Annotated in this window: 18 protein-coding genes and 1 riboswitch; of the genes, 11 read left to right on the forward strand and 7 right to left on the reverse strand. The window is 58.0% G+C overall.

The window, feature by feature from the left end:
* Window positions 1-115 precede the first annotated feature (115 nt).
* From R84865_RS04800 to R84865_RS04825, 6 genes are all read left to right on the forward strand, one after another.
* Window positions 116-751, forward strand: a complete 636-nt coding sequence (locus R84865_RS04800) for a YbhB/YbcL family Raf kinase inhibitor-like protein (protein WP_435638984.1) — start codon at window positions 116-118, stop codon at window positions 749-751.
* Between the two features lie 337 nt (window positions 752-1,088).
* Window positions 1,089-1,841 carry an electron transfer flavoprotein subunit beta/FixA family protein gene (locus R84865_RS04805; protein ID WP_435632078.1) on the forward strand — a complete coding sequence of 251 codons (753 nt, stop codon included), beginning with the start codon at window positions 1,089-1,091 and terminating at the stop codon, window positions 1,839-1,841.
* A complete protein-coding gene (locus R84865_RS04810) occupies window positions 1,838-2,764 on the forward strand; it encodes an electron transfer flavoprotein subunit alpha/FixB family protein (protein WP_435638985.1) in 927 nt (308 codons plus the stop codon). The genes R84865_RS04805 and R84865_RS04810 overlap by 4 nt, the downstream gene beginning before the upstream one ends.
* A 718-nt stretch (window positions 2,765-3,482) precedes the next feature.
* On the forward strand, window positions 3,483-3,833 hold the full coding sequence (locus tag R84865_RS04815) for a hypothetical protein (protein ID WP_435638986.1): 351 nt from the start codon (window positions 3,483-3,485) through the stop codon (window positions 3,831-3,833).
* A 78-nt stretch (window positions 3,834-3,911) separates the two neighbouring features.
* Entirely contained in the window at window positions 3,912-4,175 is a 264-nt protein-coding gene (locus R84865_RS04820; RefSeq protein WP_435632081.1) for a hypothetical protein, read from the forward strand.
* A gap of 160 nt (window positions 4,176-4,335) precedes the next feature.
* Window positions 4,336-4,689, forward strand: coding sequence for a hypothetical protein (locus R84865_RS04825; RefSeq protein WP_435632082.1), 354 nt, complete (start codon window positions 4,336-4,338; stop codon window positions 4,687-4,689).
* Window positions 4,690-5,051: 362 nt separating this feature from the next.
* On the opposite strand, the gene gmhB is transcribed toward R84865_RS04825, so the two are convergent.
* The 4 genes from gmhB to glyQ form a co-directional block, all read right to left on the reverse strand.
* The gene (gene gmhB, locus R84865_RS04830; RefSeq protein ID WP_435632083.1) at window positions 5,052-5,609 is read right to left on the reverse strand and encodes a D-glycero-beta-D-manno-heptose 1,7-bisphosphate 7-phosphatase; all 558 of its coding nucleotides are present in this window, start codon (window positions 5,607-5,609) and stop codon (window positions 5,052-5,054) included.
* Between the two features lie 143 nt (window positions 5,610-5,752).
* Window positions 5,753-6,136 carry a fluoride efflux transporter CrcB gene (crcB, locus tag R84865_RS04835; RefSeq protein WP_435632084.1) on the reverse strand — a complete coding sequence of 128 codons (384 nt, stop codon included), beginning with the start codon at window positions 6,134-6,136 and terminating at the stop codon, window positions 5,753-5,755.
* A 106-nt stretch (window positions 6,137-6,242) separates the two neighbouring features.
* Window positions 6,243-6,347: riboswitch (Fluoride riboswitch) on the reverse strand.
* A 235-nt stretch (window positions 6,348-6,582) separates the two neighbouring features.
* Complete coding sequence (gene glyS, locus R84865_RS04840; protein WP_435637286.1) at window positions 6,583-8,661, reverse strand: glycine--tRNA ligase subunit beta; 2,079 nt, start codon at window positions 8,659-8,661, stop codon at window positions 6,583-6,585.
* 2 nt (window positions 8,662-8,663) lie between these two features.
* Window positions 8,664-9,653, reverse strand: coding sequence for a glycine--tRNA ligase subunit alpha (glyQ, locus tag R84865_RS04845; RefSeq protein WP_435632086.1), 990 nt, complete (start codon window positions 9,651-9,653; stop codon window positions 8,664-8,666).
* Window positions 9,654-9,896: 243 nt separating this feature from the next.
* Between glyQ and rfaD the strand changes: the two genes are divergently transcribed.
* A complete protein-coding gene (gene rfaD, locus R84865_RS04850; protein WP_435638987.1) occupies window positions 9,897-10,850 on the forward strand; it encodes an ADP-glyceromanno-heptose 6-epimerase in 954 nt (317 codons plus the stop codon).
* Window positions 10,851-10,852: 2 nt separating this feature from the next.
* Window positions 10,853-11,902 (forward strand): lipopolysaccharide heptosyltransferase II, encoded by a 1,050-nt coding sequence (gene waaF / locus R84865_RS04855; protein ID WP_435638988.1) that lies wholly within the window; start codon window positions 10,853-10,855, stop codon window positions 11,900-11,902.
* A gap of 539 nt (window positions 11,903-12,441) precedes the next feature.
* On the opposite strand, the gene R84865_RS04860 is transcribed toward waaF, so the two are convergent.
* A complete protein-coding gene (locus R84865_RS04860; protein WP_435638989.1) occupies window positions 12,442-13,221 on the reverse strand; it encodes a glycosyltransferase family 2 protein in 780 nt (259 codons plus the stop codon).
* A 115-nt stretch (window positions 13,222-13,336) separates the two neighbouring features.
* Here R84865_RS04860 and R84865_RS04865 point away from each other — a divergent pair, with 115 nt between their 5' ends.
* Together R84865_RS04865 and R84865_RS04870 are read left to right on the forward strand one after the other, a co-directional pair.
* Window positions 13,337-14,023 carry a glutathione S-transferase family protein gene (locus R84865_RS04865; RefSeq protein WP_435637282.1) on the forward strand — a complete coding sequence of 229 codons (687 nt, stop codon included), beginning with the start codon at window positions 13,337-13,339 and terminating at the stop codon, window positions 14,021-14,023.
* Between the two features lie 234 nt (window positions 14,024-14,257).
* Window positions 14,258-15,316 (forward strand): NAD(P)H-dependent flavin oxidoreductase, encoded by a 1,059-nt coding sequence (locus R84865_RS04870; RefSeq protein WP_435638990.1) that lies wholly within the window; start codon window positions 14,258-14,260, stop codon window positions 15,314-15,316.
* Between the two features lie 49 nt (window positions 15,317-15,365).
* Here R84865_RS04870 and R84865_RS04875 read toward each other — a convergent pair whose 3' ends face one another.
* The gene (locus R84865_RS04875; RefSeq protein ID WP_435638991.1) at window positions 15,366-16,403 is read right to left on the reverse strand and encodes a glycosyltransferase family 9 protein; all 1,038 of its coding nucleotides are present in this window, start codon (window positions 16,401-16,403) and stop codon (window positions 15,366-15,368) included.
* Window positions 16,404-16,862: 459 nt separating this feature from the next.
* Between R84865_RS04875 and R84865_RS04880 the strand changes: the two genes are divergently transcribed.
* Window positions 16,863-17,984: a glycosyltransferase family 4 protein gene (locus tag R84865_RS04880; protein WP_435638992.1), complete on the forward strand. Its 1,122-nt coding sequence runs from the start codon at window positions 16,863-16,865 to the stop codon at window positions 17,982-17,984.
* Here R84865_RS04880 and R84865_RS04885 read toward each other — a convergent pair.
* Window positions 17,960-18,709, reverse strand: coding sequence for a 3-deoxy-D-manno-octulosonic acid kinase (locus R84865_RS04885; RefSeq protein WP_435632096.1), 750 nt, complete (start codon window positions 18,707-18,709; stop codon window positions 17,960-17,962). The two genes, R84865_RS04880 and R84865_RS04885, sit on opposite strands and share 25 nt — an antisense overlap.
* Window positions 18,710-18,765 lie beyond the last annotated feature (56 nt).

The following is an 18,765-nucleotide window of genomic DNA, read 5'->3' on the forward strand; positions in this document are numbered from 1 at the left end:
TAATTCGCAATTTGGCTATTTTTTGGGCGATAGTGCCGTGTCTGTTAGGTTGTAACTAGCAATGCGGATAGGCTTCTGCGAAGCTTCGAACAGTCCCACGATGAGGTTTTCCCAAATGAAACTTTCCAGTCAAAGCATCACCGATGGTGAACGTATTGCGAAGCGGTTTGCGTTCGCGGCGCCCGATGAAGCCGAGCATTTCGTGCTGTCCGACAACGTTAGCCCTCACCTGCAATGGAGCGGCGTGCCCGAGGGAACAAAGTCCTTTGTTGTTACCTGCGTAGATCCCGACGTGCCGAGTGAGGTGACCGACGTTAATCAGGAGGACCGGGAGGTACCGGCATCGCTCAAGCGTGTCGACTTCTATCACTGGGTGCTGTTCGACATTCCCGCCGAGGTGACTGAAATTGCCGAAGGAGCGCACTCTGACAGTGTTACCAAACGTGGCAAGAGCGGCCCGGAAGCGCCTCAGGGCTGGCGGCACGCGCTGAATGATTACACGTCCTTCGTCGCTGGCGATGACGAACTGAAGGGCAACTACTACGGTTACGATGGTCCCTTCCCGCCATGGAACGACGCAATCGAGCATCGCTACGTGTTCACGGTGTATGCGATTGATACGTCTTATCTCGAAGTGGCGGGCTCGGTATGTGGTGCCAATGTCGTAGAAGCACTGGACGGCGTGAAGATTCTTGGCAAGGCCAGCATTGAGGGCACCTACACGCTGAACGCACGCCTGTTGAAGGCGTAAGCGGTCAGTCTACGGCGGCTAGGAGGTCTGGCTGCTGTAGCGTGCGGCGCTCTCGCATCGTGAGAAATTTGCCCAGCGCGCCATCCCAAGTGCATTCGCGATGGTGTGGGCCGTGCATAAGCACGCCGTATCAGCAGTGTCAGGTGCGCTGCTGGTGACGTTAGGCTGCGCCAGAGGTGTCTTCTTACTGATGGTGCCGCCTGTGGTGGCTTCGACCGCAGCCCCCTCTTTCGCGTAAACTATCCCACCGAAGCGAGGCGCATTTGCATTCAGCATGCGCGAAATCCGCTGCAAGTCGCTGCTAATGCGATTTGTGCATTCAAAAGAGAACGTGTGAATGAAGATCATCGTGCCTATAAAGCGCGTTATCGACCATGCGGTTCGCGTGCGGCCGTCCGCTGACGGTCGCAGCGTCGAAGCGGCCAGCGCGACCATGGCAATCAATCCATTTTGTGAAATCGCGCTGGAAGAAGCCGTTCGTCTCAAGGAGCAGGGCATCGCCAGTGAGGTGATTGCGGTAAGCATCGGCGAGCCCGCCGCGCAGGAGCAGTTGAAAGCGGCGCTGGCAGTTGGTGCTGATCGTGCGCTGCTGATTTCCACTGAAACCGCATTGGAGCCGCTCGCCGTGGCTCGGGTGCTTGCTCATGTGGCTGCTGAGGAAGGTGTCGAGCTGGCGCTGCTGGGCAAGCAAGCGATCGATTCAGACGATAACCAGACCGGCCAAATGCTGGCTGCCCTGCTGGGCTGGCCGCAAGCAACCTTCGCCTCCAAGGTGCAGATAAATGAAGGCACCGCGACCGTCACTCGCGAGGTGGACGGTGGTCTTCGCACGCTCAGCATGCCTCTCCCTGCGGTGATTACGGCGGATCTACGCCTCAACGAACCCCGCTATGCGCGTCTTCCTGACATCATGAAAGCGAGGAAGAAGCCGATTGAGCAGCGCGAGCTAAGCTCGCTGGGCCTTGATTTGCCGTCGCAGGTTGAGCTGTTGGCGATTGAGGAACCACAGCCGCGTCAAGCAGGCGTGGTAGTAGAAAGCGTCGATGAGCTGCTGGAGCAGCTGAAAAACGTAGATAAGGTGATCTTATGAGTACGCTGGTGCTGATCGCGCATCGAGATGGGCACATCATTGGCTCTAGTGCGCGGCTCGTCTCCGCTGCTCTGCAATTGGGCGGCGACGTAGATGCCTTGGTCATCGGTCATCAGATCGCGAATTGCGCCCGCGAAGCAGCTGCGCTGGCGGGAGTAAGTAAGGTGCTGGTGGCAGACGATCCGCGCTATGCCGGCGATATCGCCGAACCGGCTGCAGCGCTGCTGGCCGAACAAGCCAAGTCTTATACTCACGTGCTGGCACCGGCTTCCTGCTATGGCAAGGATGTGCTGCCGCGCACTGCTGCGCTGCTGGGAGTGAGTCAGGTCTCGGAAATCATCGAGGTGATCGACGCTGCCACCTTCAAACGCCCCATTCATGCAGGTTCACTGATTGCGACGGTGCGCGTCGATGCGCCGATAAAGGTGATCAGCGTGCGCAGCACCGCGTTTGAGCCAGTAGGCGAACAGGCGGCAGCTGAATGTATTTCCATCGAGCCTTACGGCGATACGCTTGGTGTGCGGCTGGAAGGGGAAGAGCTCAACGATAGCGGCCGTCCCGAGCTAACCGGTGCCAGAGTAGTGGTCAGCGGTGGACGTGGAGTGGGTAGTCGCGAAAATTTTGCCTTGGTCGAAGCGCTAGCTGACAAACTGCAGGCGGCGGTAGGCGCTTCTCGCGCCGCGGTCGACGCGGGCTATGTACCTAACGATTTCCAGGTGGGGCAGACCGGCAAGGTGGTGGCGCCCGATTTATATATTGCGGTGGGTATTTCCGGTGCAATGCAGCACTTGGCGGGTATGCAAGGCGCCAAGGTGGTGGTGGCGATCAACCAGGATGCCGATGCGCCCATTTTTGCGAACGCCGATTACGGGCTGGTAGGCGATCTGTTCGAGCTGCTGCCCGAGCTGACGGCCAAGCTGTAACGTTGTCTGCGCTGGCCGCCAAGGCTGGCGCGGCGGTTGTTTTGAGAAACAGCGCTTCATCAGCGAGTGCTACCGAGTGCGCTAACCACTCCGAGAAGTTTTCCTGCTCGGACAGCTGGCAGACGATCAGTTGGAACGCCTTCCCCGAAGCTACCGTTGAATTGCCGAGTGTCGGCAGCGCTTCATTGGGCAGTACGAAGATAATCTCGAGCTGGCCAAGTGCGAGGCGCTGTCCTCGTTGCCATTTGTACAGCCGTTGTAGAAGAGGGCGGCGGTCGTAGCCGCACAGCAGTACCCGCGCCCGGCGCGGTGAGGCGTCGGTTGAGCAGCAAGTGGGGATATCGTTGGGCATTCGGTGAATAGTTCCTTGGTCACTGGGCTTTGCCGGTGCAGGCCTAGCTTCCCGGAAAGCGGCTTTAGCGGTACTTGTTACAGCGATGAAAATCGCTCACGCCCCGCAAGTTGCTGATTAAATCGGCGTATATCATTATGCTAATGGGTTCTCGCGATGATGTCACGTGGTGCCGACATTATGGATGCCCGGGCTAGACCGGTTTGGCAGCCTCAGTCGGCGTCGATGGTTGTACACCGTTCGATCGACCTCCGAGCGAATGAGGCCGCTGCGCGACTTTCTGGCGAGGACACTGTGTGAACCGTTCGCGGCTGTTGTAGCGCATGTATCAGCGCCTAACGAGTTGGTGAGTGAAGAGGGGATGCTATGATCAGGCGTCTGGCTGACTTCTACGATTGGATGAAGGCACGTAGCTATGTCGATGCGCTATTCAACTGGCTGGTCCGCCTGCTGCTGACAGGCGGCATGCTAGGCTGGGGGTGGTCGCACGGGGCCTCGTTCGACGGTGTTGTGCTGCTGGTGGTAGGCCTGATTGTATCGGTACCCTTGATCATGCAGGCCATCGACGGCAGTGCTTATCTTTTCAAGAAGTTGCGCCTTTTCCGCACGCTGGGCGCTCGGGTCAAAAGCATCATCTCTGGCGTATTGGGGCTGGGCATTTCGGCGCTGGTTGCGCTGAGTTTTGCCAGCCTGATCGGGCACCTGGTTGGCGGCTGATTACAACAGAGTCATCGCGGAGTGCAGCTCAATCGTTTATGCTGTGCCCCCTCAATAAATCGCCTTGGGATCCTCTACATGGGCGTTAGTCGTTTCTCCACCGGTGTCATCAGTGCAGTCGTCTTGCTGATCGCACTGCCATTTATTATCTCCTCGACACTCGTGCTGGGATATCTGTCGGTCATTATTGCTTCCATCAGCCACACGCTTGGGCTGGCCATTGCTGCCAAAGCGTTCGGGCGAGGGCCCTTCTGGGTATGCGTAGCGATTGCCGTCGCCAATCTGGTCGCGTTGGTTTACTTCAACGATGTTAGCGTTGTTCATGCGCTGATCAAGCGTTAGCCAGCGCTGGTCCATCCCGCCATACAGGGCAGTCGCCTCGGCCTGTATCTGCTATAACTGGTTCGACGATCGTTAGCACATTTCCTACGCCGCAAACGGTGTTGGCACGCCGTGAAATTGCGGCGCTTGTTTCCTCGCAAGGAAGACAAAGGAAGTTACCATGAAGAAAACGCTCACCACCTTGTTCAGCGTTGCTGCAACCACTTTCTCGTTGGCCATCGCGGCGCCGGTCACTGCGGCAACCAACGATGGACCGTTACCCGAGTCGGGTGTCAAATCGCCCTACAGCCCTTTAGCTGTTCCTACCAAACTCGCGCCGCTTAGCGACTCTCTCGAAACGCTGCTCAATCACGGCTATAGGGTGGTTACCAACGATCGCTATCCGCAGGGCATGATGATGGTGATCGAGAAGCGCGCTTCCTCGGGGCATAGCACTGCACTGTGCGTCGTTAACCCGCCTCAGGCCGGCACCGATCAGAACGTACCCACCTCGCGCTGCTGGGCGCTCAATTAAAGAGCGAATGTTTCACGTGAAACATCGCTAGGCAGGCTCTCCTAACGTCTGCTACTTAACGCCCGAGCGCAGTCATGTGCCGGGCGTTTTTGGTGGATGATGATAGGGATAGTTTGCGATGCAGTTAGCGCATGCGGTTAGTCGAGCAGCGGGCAGGTAGTGGCAGCGCACATTCATGGAGGGGATTTCTGCAGCAACCGATGCATTACAAGGCGCGGTTTGGCGAACGCAGAACGTTAGCGGATGTGATTGGACAGCGGTCGTTGCACGACGTTAACGAGTGCGGTTTAGCAGCGGCTATCGCGTAGCGTTATCGGCAACGGTTTGGCAAATTCCGGCACATCATTCCAGCAGCTGCGTGCCTAGTCGTTCGATAACGCCGTGTCAGCGAAGTCCGCCAGCGACGAAAAAATGGCCACCTGCTCTGGGTGTTTGAGTCGTGATAGCTGCTCACGGGTTTTCTCGCCGTTGCCGGTCAGTACCAGCGCAGTACGAGTGCCAGCGGCCTCTCCAGCCTGAAGGTCGCGCAGCGAGTCGCCCACCATCCATGCGTTTGTCAGATCTTCAACGCCAAGTGCATCGCGAATGGCAAACAGCATGCCGGGCTGGGGTTTACGGCAGGCGCAGCGCTCATCGGGATGGTGCGGGCAAAATTCGATGGCCGCCAGTTGCCCGCCGGCATCGCTGACGAGCTGCGTCAGGCGGCGATGCATTTTGCCAACTTCGTCAGCGGCGACGATGCCGCGGCCAATACCGGCCTGATTGGTCGCGATGGCAACCTGATAGCCTTCCTTGCTCAGTCGCGCGATCGCCTCAATAGAACCGGGAATGGGCACCCACTCCGCAAGCGTTTTAACGTAGGCGCTGGAGTCCTGGTTGATGACGCCATCACGATCAAGAATAACTAATGGGTTGCTCACCACGCGCCTCTGCTGACTGGCCGTTGATACAGTGAGAGAAGGGCTGGGCACGGAGGCAGTGTGACCAAACGGCACAAATTGCTCGTTTGCCCCGGTACGTCTTCACTCGATGGAATAAATAGTGCGCCAGTGTATGGATAAACTCAACGCGGCACCAGCCACTGCACCAGCAGAAAGGCGATGTAGGTCACCAGCAGCGAGCAGATAAGGTGACTGGCAGCGATAATCAGTGCCCAGCCGAATCGACCGGTGTAGAGCATGCCCACCACTTCAGCGGAAAATGTTGAGAAGGTGGTTAACCCGCCACAGAAACCGGTCACCAGCAGCGCTCGCCACATGGGGTCGAGGTTAGGCATGCGAGTGAAGCTGGCGATCAGTATCCCGATGATAAAACTGCCGAGAATATTCACGGCCAGGGTGCCCAGCGGGATATGTTGATTGAGTCCGTTCAGGCGCAGGCTCATCCACCAGCGCAACACGCTTCCAACAGCGCCGCCACAGGCAACAGCGATCAGACTTGCAAACATCGGATAGTCTCCAATAAAAAGAGCAGAACGCGCGAGGGAGAGCTTGCCGCAAGATCGAATGAATTTGCTGCGCAAGACGCCCCTGCTTCCCGATAGGGCAGCAGCGCGACACGCAGGCATCATTAACCTTTGCAACTGGTAAAACGCAGTAGGTAGGTGGTTCGCCAACTTCTCAGGGTTGGGCCGGAGGATTGCCATCTCCGTTAGGCGTTTCAGGATAGCGTCTGACTAACGCGCGATCAACAATCGTGCTATTTAGCGCCGTTCGGGCGGTACCACGGGCGTTATCGAGCGTGTTGATACGGTCTCGTTTTAGCCGCGCTGAAGGCCACCGCCATTGACGCGCCATTCCCGTACGATTTTCTCCCGATGAAAAAATCCCGTCACCAGCCGAAGCGTGGTGACGGGATTTTTTAGTGCTTTTACGAACTGCGTCGTCGAGGCGCTTACTGAGGCAGCAAGGAGATATCAGCCACTTCGAGGAAGAGCTCTTGCAGCTCTTTCAACAGCGCCAAACGGTTGCCGCGCACCGCAGGATCCTCAGCCATTACCATCACCTGATCGAAGAAGGCATCGACCGGCTGCTGCAGAGAAGCCAAGGCGTCCAGCGCGGGACCGTAGGCCGCGTGAGCGAGCAGCGGCTGCGTTTGATCACGCAGGCGCTGGATCGCATCGTTGAGCTCGCGCTCAGCGTCGGATTCGAACAGTGACGCATCGATCGCTTCGGGCAGCGCTTCATCGTGCTTGGCCAGGATGTTGGCGACACGCTTGTTGGCCGCTGCCAGTGCCTTGGCCTCAGGGCGCTGCGTGAAGGCTTGTACGGCGCGCAGACGGCGTACCGCGTCGAGCGGCTTGTACACCGGACGTGCCTGTACAGCATTGAACACATCGGTATCGATGCCGTTGTCCTGCGCCCAGCCGCGTAACCGCTCTCGAGTGTATTCCAGCACGTCAAATGCCAGCCCCTGGCGGTCGTCGTCGCTCAGTTCGGTGTGCTGTTCAACGGCCAACTGCAGCAGTTGCTTCAGATCGAGGTTGTATTCGCCCTTGATCAGAATGTTGAGCACGCCGATTGCTGCACGGCGCAGCGCGAAGGGATCGCGCGCACCAGTGGGGCGCTGACCGATGCCAAAGATGCCCGTCAGGGTGTCCAGTCGGTCCGCCAGCGCCAGCGCGACGCCCGTTAGCGAGGCGGGGATATCGTCGCTCGCGTTGCGCGGCAGGTATTGCTCGGCAATCGCTTGCGCAACCTCTTCCGGCTCACCGTCGTGGCGCGCGTAGTAGCCGCCCATCACGCCCTGCAGATCGGAAAATTCGATCACCATCTCGGTCACCAGATCGCACTTGGCAAGCTGGGCGGCGCGGGTGGCAGCGCTGGAGTTACCGCCAATGCGCTCGCTGATGGCCGCCGCCAGTGTTTCGATGCGTCGGGATTTATCCGCCATCGAGCCAAGACGACGCTGGAATACCACTGATTCGAGCATCGCGCGCCGGTCGGCCAGCGGTTTGGCGCGGTCGGTATCGAAGAAGAAGGCGGCATCTGCCAGACGCGGGCGAATAACGCGTTCGTTGCCCGCGATTACCTGAGCCGGATCGCGGCTTTCCAGGTTGGCAATAGTGATGAAGGAGGGCAGCAGCTGACCGTTACCGTCTACCAGGTGGAAGTACTTCTGGTTTTCCTTCATCGAAGTGATCAGGCACTCCTGAGGTACCTTCAGGAACTCTTCATCGAAGCTTCCCGTCAGTGCGACCGGCCATTCGACCAGACCAGCCACCTCTTCCAGCAGGTCGTCATCGATGACGGCGTGGGCATTCAGTTTGTCTGCCTCTGCTTCCACCTGGGCACGAATGAGCGCCTGACGACGCTGTTGATCGGCAATAACGAAGCCGGGGGATTCGAGCTGCTCGAGGTAGTCGTCCGCGTTGGCGAGCTCAATGGGATGCGCGCAGTGCACGCGATGACCGTAAGTGGTACGACCTGCGTTTAGCCCAAGCGCTGAGCCCTCGACAACATTATTGCCATATAGCATCACCAGCCAATGCGCGGGGCGCGAGAACTCGATGCGTGAGTCGCCCCAGCGCATGTTCTTGGCGACGGGAAGGTGCTTGATAGCGCTCTCGACCATTGCGGGCAGCAGTGCCTTGGTGGCTTCGCCGCGCAGCGTCTGACGGTAGCCAATACGCGGCCCCTTGTCGGTATCGATGGTTGCCAGCTCGCTAACGTCGATACCCAAAGACGCAGCGAAACCCGTGGCGGCTTTGGTCGGCTCGCCATCCTTGAAGGCGGCTGCGATGGCAGGGCCCAAGCGCTCGTTTTCACGGTCAGGCTGATGCTCGCTGAGCTGTTCGATGATGACCGCGAGTCGGCGCGGCGTGGCATAGGCATGGATGTCGCCGTGAGCAATGTCAGCGGCCTTCAGGCTGTCGCGCAGGCTTTCCGCGAATGCATCAGCAAGTGAGAACAGGCTGCCTGGTGGTAGCTCTTCGGTGCCCAATTCCACCAGAAATGTAGTTTGCGATGACATGCTCAAGCCTTTTGTTCGTTATCGGAGGCAGACGCTGCTGCTTCCTGTTCAGCGCGATGGGCGGCCAGTATTGGCTCACGAATGGCTTCGTCAGCCAGCGGGAAGCCTGCTTCCAAACGCGATTGATAGTATGCCTGTGCGACCTTCTGCGCCATGGTGCGAACGCGTAGAATATAGCGCTGACGCTCGGTAACCGACACGGCACGGCGCGCATCCAGCAGGTTGAAGGTATGCGAGCCCTTCATGACCTGTTCGTAAGCGGGCAGCGGCAGCTTGGCATCGAGCAGGCGAGCGCAGGATTTTTCGCACTCATCGAACAGCCCGAACAGGTAATCGACGTCGGCCTGCTCAAAGTTGTAGGCCGACTGCTCGCGTTCATTCTGCAAATACACGTCGCCGTAGGTGACCTGGTTGCCATCGGGCGTACGCGCCCAGATCAGGTCGTAAACGTTATCGACGTTTTGCAGATACATGGCGAGGCGCTCAAGACCGTAGGTCAACTCACCCATCACCGGATAGCATTCGATGCCGCCAGCCTGCTGGAAGTAGGTGAACTGCGTCACTTCCATGCCGTTCAGCCACACTTCCCAGCCCAGCCCCCAGGCGCCAAGCGTAGGAGATTCCCAGTTGTCTTCGACGAATCGAATATCGTGAACGGATCGATCGAAGCCGAGCGCTTCCAGGGAGCCAAGATAGAGCTCCTGAAGGTTGTCGGGAGACGGCTTCATGACGACCTGATACTGGTAGAAATGCTGCAGACGGTTGGGGTTATCACCGTAACGGCCATCGGCGGGGCGTCGCGATGGCTGTACGTAGGCTGAATTCCAGCGCTCCGGTCCAATTGAGCGCAGGAAGGTGGCCGGGTGAAAGGTCCCGGCACCGACTTCCATATCGAGCGGCTGCATGATCACGCAGCCCTGCTCGGCCCAATAGTGCTGTAGCGCTAGGATCAGGCCCTGAAAGGTGGTCACGTCTGGCGTTGACTGTGTCATTGGCTTGGTCCGGCTAGGTGAGGAAAGCATGAATACATGGGGGCGTTTCGCGCTTCCATCGTTGGTCAAGCGGCGTTTGGTGCGCTGATGACCTGTAATTCATGAATTAAAAGACTCGCAAGTATACAATTACGGGCAAATTCGTTGTAGACCCGTGGTAAAGGTAAAGCGTTATTAGATGGCTTCCGCATTAACCTCGACGTCGACAACGGTAAGAACTCAGCTTCGATTCAGGAGTAGCGCATGATTGTGGTAACCGGTGGCGCCGGCTTTATCGGCTCTAATATCGTCAAAGGGCTCAACGAGCGCGGTATCAGCGACATTATTGTGGTCGATGACCTTACTGACGGCACGAAGTTCGTCAATCTGGTCGATTGTCAGATTGCCGATTACATGGATATCGATGAATTTCGCGGCAAGCTGGCCAACGACGAACTACCGCCACTCAGGGCAGTATTCCACGAAGGTGCGTGCTCCTCGACCACCGAGTGGAACGGGCAGTACATGCTCGACAACAATTTTACCTACTCGAAAGAGCTGCTTCATTACTGCCAGAAAAACGGCGTGCAGTTTCTCTATGCCTCCTCTGCGGCCACCTATGGCGGCAGCGCCGAGTTCATAGAGGATCCGCAGTTTGAGAAGCCGCTCAACGTATACGGCTACTCCAAGCTGCTGTTCGATCAGTACGTGCGCGCGCGTGAAGGCGAGTTTAAGGCGCAGGTCGTCGGCTTTCGTTACTTCAACGTGTATGGCCCGCGCGAGCAACATAAGGGCAGCATGGCAAGCGTAGCGTTCCATCACCATCAGCAGGTGCAGGCGGGTGAGAATCCCAAGCTGTTTGGTGCTTACGATGGCTACGAAGCAGGCATGCAGAGCCGCGATTTCATTTACGTTGGTGATGTGGTCGCGTGCAACCTGTGGTTCTTCGATCATCCTGATATCTCCGGCGTGTTCAATCTGGGCACTGGCCGGGCTGAGCCGTTCAAGGCGATCGCCGATACCGTGATCGATTTCTATGGTAAAGGCCAGATCGATTACATCGATTTCCCCGACTCCCTGAAGGGGCGCTATCAGAGCTTCACTCAGGCTGATATTTCGCGCTTGCGCGAGGCGGGCTTCGATCACCAGTTCCACACCGTTGCTGAGGGCGTGCAGGCGTACCTTGAGTGGTTGAATAAAGAGCGGGTTGTTGTTTGAAAGTGAGCAATCACTCCGGTGAAAGCGCCCAAGCTAGCGAGGAAGATGGCCCGCGCATTCTGATTGTAGGGCCTTCCTGGGTGGGCGATATGGTGATGGCGCAAAGCCTTCTGATGACGCTGAAACGGCAGATGCCAAACTGCATCATCGATGTGCTGGGGCCCAAGTGGTCGGCGCCCATTATTCATCGCATGCCCGAGGCGCGTCAGGCGCTAACGCTGGACGTTGGGCATGGCGAATCAGGTTTGCGCACGCGCTGGCAGCTGGCGCGTCGGCTGAAGGGCGAATACGACCGCGCGATCGTGCTGCCGCGTTCGCTGAAATCGGCGCTGGTGCCGTTCTTCGCGCGAATTCCGGTGCGTGTCGGTTTTACCGGAGAGCAGCGCTACGGCGTGATCAATCGTCGTCGCACGCTTGATAAGACGGTGCTCGATCAAACCGTCAAACGCTTTGTCTCGTTGGGGCTAAGCCAGTCGGGTGCGCCGGAACACATTCCCTTCCCGAGTCTGCGTATTGATAGCGATAATCAGCAGTTGCTGAAACAGCGCTTTAATCTTCCTGATCGCGGCGTTATCGGCATGATGCCCGGCGCTGAATATGGCCCTGCCAAGCAGTGGCCGCTGGACTACTTCCACGCGCTGGCGCGCCAACTGGTTGAGCAAGGTAAGCATGTTGTGGTGTTGGGCGGCCCCAAGGACCATCCCGCGGGCGCGCGCATCGCTGAAAATTTGCCTAACGTACATAACCTGTGCGGCGAAACCCGCCTTGAAGACGCCGTAGACCTACTCGCGCTGTGTGACCAGGTGGTCAGCAATGACTCCGGTTTAATGCATGTTGCAGCGTCGGTGGGTACTCACATACAAGCGCTTTACGGCTCCTCCTCGCCGCATTACACCCCACCGCTCACCAGTAATGCCGACATCCACTGGCTCAACCTCGACTGCTCCCCTTGCTTCAAACGCGTCTGCCCACTTGGGCATACCAATTGTTTGAAGCAGATGCCGGTGGCAAGGATAGAGAGCGCGATAAAGCAGTATGAGGTGGGGCGGTAATTTATTCTGGGGACTGCGCAGGACTTCACTGTTGGCGGTTTGTTGGTCTGATTTTGGATCCTGCGCAGGACTTCACTGTTAGCGTCTTTTCAAACCAAACCTTTATTCTGAATGCGAGAGGAACCTTGTCCCTCTCGCGCTCTCCCGTTCGTGGAAGCGCCCCGAATGTGATGTCGCTGTGCACGCACAGCGCACACATTCAATGGGCTGTCATGCCTCGGCAAACAGAACGCTTAACGTGATCTAACTACCAGCATACGCAAACTTCATAAAGGAAGGCGCGGAATCATCCGCTTGCAGCGCAGTTTTGCAAGTGGATGGTCTGACGCGCCTGACGGCAGCGGGGGTGAAGGGGGCCTGCAAGGTCCCCTTCGGTATTAATAAAATAACGTCTGAAAAGGCGCCAACAGTGAAAGACTGCGTAGGCTACAGAATAAGCCAGAAGATAAGAACGCCAACAATGAAGACCCGCACAAGCTCTCAATAAGCCACCCAGCAAAAACGCCGACATCGCGTTACTACGCAGACGCCCCAACTATCTACCTCCTCCCCTCCCACTGTGACTGCTCGCCTTTTTCCTTCACGCCGAGTTCGTAAAGCTTCAAATACTTCATGTACGCATGGAAGGCGGTGGTGACGGCGACGTTCATGCCGTCCAGTCCTTGGAAGAATCCGCCTTTGAACACCAGTTTGCGCACCAGGCTATTCAGCGCGTGAAAGCCGGGCGAGAAGCGTGAGGCGGCTTTGCCGCGGGCATGCATGGATAGCGCATCTTCGCTGGATAGCGTGTTAATGCGGGTGATCCAGTCGTTCAGGCCTTGATAGGTGAAGTGGCGCAGGTGGGTATCGCTGTCGACGGTGCGTGCCGCGATCAGATTAGCGTGAGTTTTCTTATCATTGAAGTCAGACTGAGTGCGGTTATAAAGCCGTGTCACTAAGTCAGGATAGAAGCCCGCAGCCTTTATCCAGCGTTTGCCGACTAGATTGCGACGGCGAAAACTATAGGCGACGGTGGGGTCATCAAGCGACAGCGCCTTGATAAAGGCTACCGCATCGTCTTCCAGTCGTTCATCGGCGTCCAGTGACAAAATCCAGTCGTTATTGGCGCGCTCGGCACCGTAAGTGCGCTGGGGCCCGTCACCCAACCAGTCGTTATCCAACACGCGCGCGCCTGCCTGTTGTGCTAGCGCGGGCGTGTCATCCTGACTGTGCGAATCGACGACAATCACCTCATTGCATACTTGGCTGAGCGACTCGACGCATTGCTGGATGTGCTCTTGCTCGTTGAAGGCAATAACGACGCCGGTAATCGAAGGCATGGCTGCTTCTCGCTGGATAAATAAAGTGCTTATAGTAATGGTAATGGCAAGGATGAGCGAACGGTGCTGGCAGATTCGGTCTAGGGATCAATGGTAGTAAGGGAAGGGGATAGATGTGTCGTTAACCTTGTGGATTGCCAATAAAAATTATTCGTCATGGTCGCTGCGGCCGTGGCTTGCGCTCGTAGAAGCCGGCATTGCGTTTGAGGAGAAGCAAGTCGCCTTCACGCATGCAGGGGGAAATCCCGAATTCATTCGCTTCTCTCCTACTGCCAAGGTGCCGGTATTGCAGGATGGCGATCTGACGGTATGGGAATCCTTGGCGATCATCGAATATCTCGCCGAGCGGTACGACGGCATCTGGCCAGCATCTCCTCAGGCTCGCGCTTGGGCGCGTTGCGCGGCGGCCGAGATGCATGCGGGATTTACCGCGTTGCGCAATCGTTGCCCCATGAATTGTGCTTTAGAGCTGCGCTTTGACGCGGTGCCGGACGATCTTGCCAAGGATTTGGAACGTCTCGACCAGTTATGGCGTGAAGGTTTGGAGCGTTTTGGCGGGCCTTTCCTCGCAGGTAGCCATTTCTCGGCAGTCGACGCCTTTTTTGCGCCGGTGGTATTCCGCTGCATCGGTTTCGGTTTGCAATTGTCCGACCGCAGCCAACGCTATATCGAGCACATACTGGCGCTGGATTCCATGCAGCAGTGGCTGAGCGATGCGCTCGAAGAGCCGCCGGAACCTGGGCATGAAGCCGACTCTCGCGCCAATGCTACCCCGGTGGCCGACAAGCGCTTGGCTGATTGAGTATGGTAATGCGCGAACGCACGTGGATAGCGCGTGCGTTTGCGCGGCACTATCACCACTGCTCAATGGAGCGAGGGTATTGGTGGCTAGGCGCCAAGCTTCGATGCGCCGCTGCTTGAGCTTTTGACCTCGAGCCTTTGTCTTTCCTTGCGCGAAGCACCCCCGCTTTGTATCAGTGCACCTATAGTTGCTCTATGCTTGAATGAAGTTCTCACTCTTCAACGGGGATAGACCATGACACTGGACAATACCCTGACGCAGTTGCTGGGCATCAGCCTGCCGATAGTGCAGGCTCCAATGGCCGGCGGTGCCACCACGCCAGCGCTAGTCGCGGCAGCCTCCAATGCGGGCGCGTTGGGCTCCTTGGCAGGCTCTGCTTTGTCGCCACAAACGATAGCGGAGCGAGTGAGCTCTATCCGGGCGCTGACCGACCGGCCCTTCGCTATCAATCTGTTCGTGCAGCCCATCCCATCACCGGATCCGTCGGAAGTCGAACAGGCCTGGCAGCGCTTGGCGCCCCTCCATGAAGAGTTGGGAATTACTCCGGAGTTGCCGCGTCAGTGGTGTCAGCCGTTTGAAGAGCAATTGGAAACCGTGCTTGAGCTGCGTCCGGCAGTGGCGAGCTTCACCTTCGGCATACTTGAGCCGCACCAGTGCCAGCGTTTGCATGACGCCGGTATCCTGGTGGTAGGCAATGTTACCCACCCGCAGGAAGCCGAGGCCTGGCAAGCGCTGGGCGCTGATGCAATCGTGGCACAGGGCGCACAGGCTGGCGGCCATCGTGGCACCTTCATCGGGCGCTGCGAAGATGCCTTGTTTGACACTGCGGAACTGGTTGAGGCATGTCTCGACGTGGCAGCGCTGCCGGTGATTGCGGCCGGTGGTGTGATGGATGGTTACGGTATTGCAGCACTGTTGGCGATCGGCGCGCAGGCCGTGCAATTGGGGACTGCATTCCTGACAACCACTGAGAGCGGTATTTGCGATGCGTGGAAGCAGGCATTGCTTGAAGCCAGTGGCGAAACGCAGCTCACCCGCGCCTTTAGCGGCCGTTTCGCTCGTGGATTGCCCAACCGGGCGATGCGCATTCTTGAGAAGAATGAGGCCAGCGTGCCTGCGTATCCGATTCAGAATGCGCTGACTGGCGCATTGCGCGCTGCCGCCGCTCAGCGTGGCGACGCCGACTTTCTGTCGCTTTGGGCAGGCAAAGGCGTGGCGCGTATTCGACCGATGGATGCAGAGGAGCTGATTGCGGTACTGGCTGCCGAGCTGGAACAGGCGGGCGGCGCTTAAGCAGGTACAGCCAACGCCGCGTCAGCGTACCAATGTTTCACGTGAAACATCAGCGCTTGTCGATCAGTTCGGTGAGAGCGACGGCCGCCGCATCGATGTCTATGCGCTCCATATTAGTTGCCTGCCGCGCGTCTTCGCTGGGCGGTGGGCTGAACGCCAAGCGCTTGTCGCTGCTATTGCAGGTTTGCCAGCGTAGCGAAGTGGCAGAACGTTTGGCCGGGTAAAAACCGAGCGTGGCGATATCCAGACAGCCTGCTATATGAAGTGGCCCCGTCGATCCGGCAATCATCCCATCGGCCGCCGCTAGCGTGAGGGCAAACTCGGCCAGCCCAGCACGCGCTGGCATTAAGTGGGCGTCGATCTGCCGTTCAGCGAGCGCCTGAGTAACAGCGCTGGCTCGCTCCTTCTCACCCGGTCCCCAGCTCACAATAAAGCTGATCGCGCTGCCGGCGTGGCGGGTTACCTTCTCCGCCAGCTCGATATAGCGCTGCGGGCTTAGGTTGACCGCCGAGCCGCCGCTGCCGGGGTGGAGCACCCACCACTGCCGTTCGCTGTCCAGCGCCAGTTCATAAGCAAGCTGCTGACGCTGGCTAGCGCGCTGCTCGCTTTCCAGCGGCCAGTACGGCGGCGCAACGCGTCGCGGGTACTGATTCAGGCGCTTCGCGAGTGCTTCCGCCAATTCCAGATTATAAATGTACTCGGGCTTCAACGAACGTGAGCGACGCTGAGTTATGCGCGTACCGTAAAAAAACTGCGCCCACTTAGTAGCAGGCGCCATGCGCAATGGAATGTGCGCACGCATTCCTGCCCATCCCACACGTGGCGTTGAAAATAGCGTCAGTAGCGCATCGAAATGGCCATCGCGCATCAGCGTGGTGAGTTGGCTGCCGCTGCCCGCACCTGGATCGATGAGCACCTCATCGATCCAAGGGCACAGGCGTGCCATGGGGGCCGTGTAGTCGGGCACCAGCACCGCAATATGATTATCCGGTGAGGCGTGCCGTAGCGCCTTGAGCGCGGGCCACGCGAGCATGAAGTCGCCCAGTTTGTCATTGCGAACAACGAGAATACGGTGCGAGAAACTCATGACGTGGGGCTATTCCAAGTGGCAGGGCGTTAAGTCGAGAGGCCTACAGCGTACCTGAAAAGTGCTTTTTCTTCATCCGTGCCACGGTTGTTCGTTGATCGGTTAACCGTGAGATGGATGCTCTTTCGACGCATGAATAATGCGAAACCTCTCGCCGTTCAGGTTCACGTTTCATCGATAGCTCACTGTTTTTCAGCCGGTTTTCGGAACCGCTGTTGTCCAGCTAGCCGTCATCGTCTCAGTTGCCCGCAGCGATGCCTGATTCAGATAGTGTAATCACCGATCAACCGATGTACTCTGTGCGACTTTTGGCGAATGGATTGGGCGCGTTTTAATGCGATTGTCTGCGAAAATGGCATTCGTTCGACGCTTGTCGCGCAATTCGGTAGAGAAAGATGAGCAGGGTGCGTACTCGACGATAACGCACTGCTTACGATTAAAAGGGAAGGGAATGTCGGTATGAGTGAGGGCGTACTCGAAATGTGTATGTCGCGAGGCTGGGGAGGGTTGGAAATGTATCCCTCCCGCCTTGCTCCCGCTCTATCCAACCGTGGCTGGCGCGTGTATTGCGTAACGTTGGAAGGCGCTCGTTTGGGCGACGCGATGCGTCAGCGGGGTGTTGAAGTGCTGGAATATAGCTCTGTCACGCGCGCGTTGTGGCGCGTGTGTCGGCTGCGGCGGTGGATGCGTGCCCGCAAGATTTCAGTGCTGCACTGCCATAAATCCAGCGATTTGCGGCTTGCTGCGCTGCTTAAATCAGGCATGCCATCACTGCGTATCGTCTTTACCGAACACATGGGCGTTAGCAAACCCAAACGCGACCTGTACCACCGCTGGGCGTTTGGCAAGGTTGACCAAGTGCTGTCGATCAGCGATGCGACGCTGGCGCGCAATAAAAAGGCGCTTCCGGTGGCGCCCGAGCGTATTGCGCGGCTATATCACGGCGTCGATATCGCGGCATTCGGCGCCCAATCTGATGAAGAGCGTCAGCAGGTGCGATACTCGCTTGGCATCGAGTCGAATGAAATCGCCATAGGGCTGGCTGCCCGCATCACGCCAGGCAAAGGACATCAGGTATTTATCGACGCGTTGGCTGAGCTGCCCGCCGATAGCCGTGTGCGCGGGCTGATTATTGGCGGACTCGATGGCTCAAGCGGTAGTAGCGAAAGCTTTGTTAGCGAGTTGCGCGCCAAGATTGCCGCAGCGGGGCTTGAGCAGCGAGTGCAATTGGTTGGCTTTCGCAGCGATTTAGCCGAGGTACTGGGCGCGCTGGATATCGTATGCGTACCGTCACCCAATGAAGCCTTTGGCTTGACGGCCATCGAGGCAATGGCGATGTCGCGGCCGGTGATCGGCTCCAATTCGGGTGCGCTGCCCGAAATTCTTGGTAATGGCGATGGCGTGTTGGTCGATCCGAATGCGCCTGCGGAGTGGCGTAAAGCGATCGTGCAATTGGAAAACTCCCCCGCTTTGCGTGAGCTGCTAGGCAAGGCAGGGCGTGCCAAGGTTGAGCAGCAGTTCTCGGCGGAGCGCCACCTGAACACACTGATCGACTGCTATCGCGGCGTCTCGGTTTCCTGATAGCCTCGGCGAATATCGTCGAGCAGTGCCGCACCGCGCTGAGGCGCGAATTTCTCCAATGATCGTCCGAGTCGCTGAAGGTTGGCGTCCTGCCAGCGGCCTCGCGTGCGCAGACGGCAGCGATCCAGATCGATAATCCAAGGCTTGCCGCGTTTATCAATCAGTAGATTGCGGGCGTTAAGATCAACGTGATCGAGGCCAAGATCATGGGCATCGCGAATGAGCCTGCCGGTTTGTTCAAGCGTGGCGGTATCAATGCTATCGAGCAGCGCCGCCAATGGCTTGGCCTCTGCTATTCGCGCACTGATGAACGCCGCCTGGTAGGTGAGTCCCGCGCGCCATACGCACGCACCCACCGGCTGGGGCACCGCAAGCCCTCGCTCTTTCAGCGTGGCGGTCAGGCGGAATTCCCTGAACGCGCGCGTCGCGTTAACGCCACTCCACCAATAGCGCTGCTGACTCACCCGAGCGATAGCGCCTCCACGGCGGTAGGGGCGTAACACCCACTGGGCATTGGGGTCGCTGGCGATGTTCTGCGGTGTAACGAACAGGCTCTCGCCGCGCCCCGGCGCCTTGGCAATGACCGCCTGCTGGTGCTGCCAATAAGCGGTCGTGAAAAGAGGCTCGAGCTGTTGTGCTGCTTGCGCCCCCTGACCAATTCCGCAAAATTGGTCGGCTTCATATAGAATGTGGGCATTCGCGTGTTGTAGGTAAGTAATCGACATGCTGTTCCAAAGGCGGTAGGCAGTACTTTCTAGCACACGCCTATAGTGCACGTATT

It is taken from the genome of Carnimonas bestiolae (genome assembly GCF_051251145.1).
Taxonomy (GTDB): Bacteria; Pseudomonadota; Gammaproteobacteria; order Pseudomonadales; family Halomonadaceae; genus Carnimonas; species Carnimonas bestiolae.